Origin of the sequence: Mesorhizobium sp. (assembly GCF_005063415.1) — a bacterium.
Lineage (GTDB): Bacteria > Pseudomonadota > Alphaproteobacteria > Rhizobiales > Rhizobiaceae > Mesorhizobium.
Window position 1 is genome coordinate 1 of the sequence record NZ_SUEG01000270.1, and the last position, 3,404, is coordinate 3,404.

Below are 3,404 nucleotides of genomic sequence, written 5' to 3' on the forward strand. Positions count from 1 at the left end.
GGATAACGACGACCAGGGCAATCAGCCAGCCGCTGCCGCCGCCGCGTGGCCGTGCGGTACCCGGTGAGGTGAATGGGTCGTTCGGATTGGGTGTGTTCGCCATAAAAGTGTCCTCCGTGGATGAAAAACATCAAGTAATAGCCATCAACGTACAATCGTTGAATCGGTTTCACATTAGGCGTTGAAAACGCCGAAAACAGGGCAATTCTGATCCGGAATCGCTTGCAGGCATGCATTTCCACCGCAAAATGGGTTCGATCGAGCCAAACCGAACCTTTTTCAGTTTCTTGGACGAAGCGCGGCCGGTCCGCCGTCGCGCCACGGGTAAGGGCTGATCCCGCCTTGGCAATGATTCGGTGTCCAACTCCGCCGTGTTGTTCAGTTGACGACGGTCACGGTATAGCCGGCCTTGCGGAAACCCTCGACCAAGCCTTGCGCGCCGGGAAGGTGCATGGCGCCGACCGCCATGAAGACATTGCCGTGGGCGAGGATCGGCGCGGCACGATCGACCATCACCTTGTTGCGGCTGGTGATCATGGTCTGCTCGAATTCGGCGTAACCCGATTGGTCGTCGACCTGTTCGGGAATGACGGTCCGAAACAGCGGTACGTACATGCCAGTGTCGCCACGCCGGTAAAGCACGATCATGGTTTCGTTGACGTCGTTCACCTTGTCGCCAAGCTTCAGCGTATCGACCAGCCCCTTCAGGTGAAAGGCGATCGGCAGCGAAGCCATCGCGCGCAGCTGGTCGGCGATTGTCTCCAGCCCCTCGACTGATTTGCCCGAAGCCTCGGCGTCCTTGGCAAGCTTGACGTCGAGCACCGGCGCGCCGCCAGCCTGGCGGGCGACTTCGCATGCAGGCAGCGCCACCATCGCCGACAGCAACCAGGGCTTCATCTTGGCGACGGTCGCTGGCGGGATGCCACGCGCATCGAGCGCCTTGTTGACCACCGCCGCATCCTCCGGCGACAGCAGCGAGGAAAGCGTCGTCTCGTCGGTGAACATCATCAGATCCGGCTCTTTCAGCAGTGCGGCCATCATCTTCTGCTTGTCGAGCACTTCGGTGGTCTCGATGACGACGGTTCCAGCTGCATCGAATGCCTTTTGTGCGGCGGGCGGCAGCGTGGTGACGCGCGGGTCGGTAACGTGCATGGTGCCGAACAGGAAGGACGGTTTTTCGCCCGATTTTTCGAGCTTCCACAGCAGGCCCTTGCCGTTCGGCGTCGCTGCCGCGTCTGCCTCGATCTTGCGGTAGGCAGCCGGGTCGTCCTTTTGCAGCGCGCTCAGCATATCGTTACCGGCGCAGGCCGAAGTCTCGGCGCGAGCCTTGCCCGCGGCGAGCAGCGCGATGATGAGGAAGGAGAGGAAAAACAGGGCGTTGAGCGCGACAAGCAGCTTCAGCGACACATGGGTTGCGCGGTCGGCGATGGCGATGAGGCGTTTCATGCTGCGGTTCTAGGCGCAAAAAGCGGCAAAACGGTTAATCGGCGCATCAAAATTGTTGCGAGATGGTCACCGATTCAAGCGTCCATCACGCGCGGGGATGAGCTGCTTCGTAAATCTCGAGCAGCCTCGCGGTGTCGACGCCGGTGTATATCTGGGTTGTCGACAGGCTGGCGTGGCCGAGCAGCTCCTGGATGGTGCGCAGGTCGCCGCCGCGCCCAAGCAGATGCGTGGCAAAGGAATGGCGCAGCGCATGCGGCGTCGCCGTGTCAGGCAGGTTGAGCGCCGAGCGCAGCTTGGCCATGTCGCGCTGGACGATCGCCGGGTTGAGCGGACCGCCGCGGGCACCGCGAAACAGCAGGCCCTTGGGATCGAGATGCCAGGGACACAAGCGGCGATATTCGGCAATCGCCCGCAGCGCCACCGGCAGCACTGGCACCAGCCGCGTCTTGTCGCCCTTGCCGGTGACGCGCAGCACGGTCTCACCAGGCGAGGACAGATCGGCGCCCGACAGGCCGAGCGCCTCGGAAATGCGCAGGCCCGAGCCATAGAGCAGGGTCAGCACGGCGGCGTTGCGGGCGGCGATCCACGGCTCCTCCGCCAGCTGGCCTTCCACTGAGACAACGTGTTTTGCATCGCTTGCGGTCAGCGGCTTGGGCAGCGATTTCGGCTGCCGCGGCGCGCGCAAGGCTGCCGCACCCGCCGCATTGGCGAGGCCGCGCCGTTCCAGGAAACGCAGCAGCGAGCGGATGCCAGCCAGCCCGCGTCCGAGCGTGCGGGCGCCGGCGCCCTCGGCACGGCGGGCAGCGAGAAAGCCGCGCAGGTCGGCGGGGCGCAGATCGGCGATGTCGGAGATGCCGGGCGAGCCGCCGCAATGGCCGGTCAGGAAATGCAGGAACTGGCGCGTGTCGCGTTCATAAGCCTCGACGGTTTCGGGCGACAGCCGGCGTTCTCGCGCCAGCATCTTCAGCCAGGCCTCGCGCGCCGCCTGAAGATCGGGTTTTGCCGGTATGAGGAATTCCTGCATTGCGCTCTTCCAGTTCCCCGCCATCTTCCGGCACGCGGGTTAGGAAGCGGTGAAGAGCGGCGTCATTGAAATGACGACGGGCTGGGGCTAGAGCAAGGCAAAGGATTTTCCGTAGATGAGCAAGCCGCAAAACCCCGTCCAGATGGCCGTGATCGGTGCCGCGCATGGCATCAAGGGCGAATTGCGCGTCAAGAGCTTTACCGGCGATCCGCTGGCGCTGGCCGATTACGGTCCGCTCTACGCCAGGGATGGCCGCGCCTTCCAGATCGTCGATATCAGGCCCGCCAACACCGTGGTGGTGGTGCGGTTCAAAGGCGTCAACGACCGCAATGCCGCCGAGGCGCTCGCCGGCACCGAATTGTTCGTCGATCGTTCGGTGTTGCCCGATGAGGGCGAAGAGGATGAATTCTACCATGCCGACCTCGTCGGGCTGGAGGTCAAGGACGACACCGGCGCGGTCATCGGCAAGGTCGTCGCCGTGCACAATTTCGGCGGCGGCGACATTCTCGACGTGACGCTGGCGGGGCGCAAAGGCGTGCTCATCCCGTTCACGCAGGCCGCCGTTCCGGAAGTGTCGATCGCCGGCGGCTTTGTCCGCATTGATCCAGCCGCGGCGGGGTTGGTCGAGGACGAGGACGGCGAGCCTGCCGGTGACGACGGTTTCGACCCCAAGGGCAGGCCGCGCGGGCCGAGGGACGCCGGAGGCAACCGGTGAGTTTTTCCGCTTCGGTGCTGACGCTCTATCCCGAGATGTTTCCCGGCGCGCTCGGCCTGTCGCTGGCCGGACGCGCGCTCGAGACCGGCATTTGGTCGCTCGAAACGATCCAGATCCGCGACTTTGCCAGCGATCGCCACCGGACCGTGGATGATACGCCGGCAGGCGGCGGCGCCGGCATGGTGATGCGGGCAGACGTGCTGGCCAGCGCCATCGACC

General features: G+C 64.4%; 3 protein-coding genes and 1 pseudogene. 2 read left to right on the top strand and 2 right to left on the bottom strand.

From position 1 onward, the window contains the following. Window positions 1-378 precede the first annotated feature (378 nt). Together E5W70_RS31455 and E5W70_RS31460 are read right to left on the bottom strand one after the other, a co-directional pair. Window positions 379-1,446 carry a TraB/GumN family protein gene (locus E5W70_RS31455; protein ID WP_292665158.1) on the bottom strand — a complete coding sequence of 356 codons (1,068 nt, stop codon included), beginning with the start codon at window positions 1,444-1,446 and terminating at the stop codon, window positions 379-381. An 85-nt stretch (window positions 1,447-1,531) separates the two neighbouring features. After that, entirely contained in the window at window positions 1,532-2,470 is a 939-nt protein-coding gene (locus E5W70_RS31460; RefSeq protein WP_292665160.1) for a tyrosine recombinase XerC, read from the bottom strand. Window positions 2,471-2,585: 115 nt separating this feature from the next. On the opposite strand from E5W70_RS31460, the gene rimM reads away from it, so the two are divergent. Together rimM and E5W70_RS31470 are read left to right on the top strand one after the other, a co-directional pair. Further along, window positions 2,586-3,185, top strand: coding sequence for a ribosome maturation factor RimM (gene rimM, locus E5W70_RS31465; protein WP_292665162.1), 600 nt, complete (start codon window positions 2,586-2,588; stop codon window positions 3,183-3,185). Further along, window positions 3,182-3,404 (top strand): annotated as a pseudogene (locus E5W70_RS31470) (tRNA (guanosine(37)-N1)-methyltransferase TrmD); the annotation flags it as partial. The gene rimM and the pseudogene E5W70_RS31470, both read left to right, overlap by 4 nt.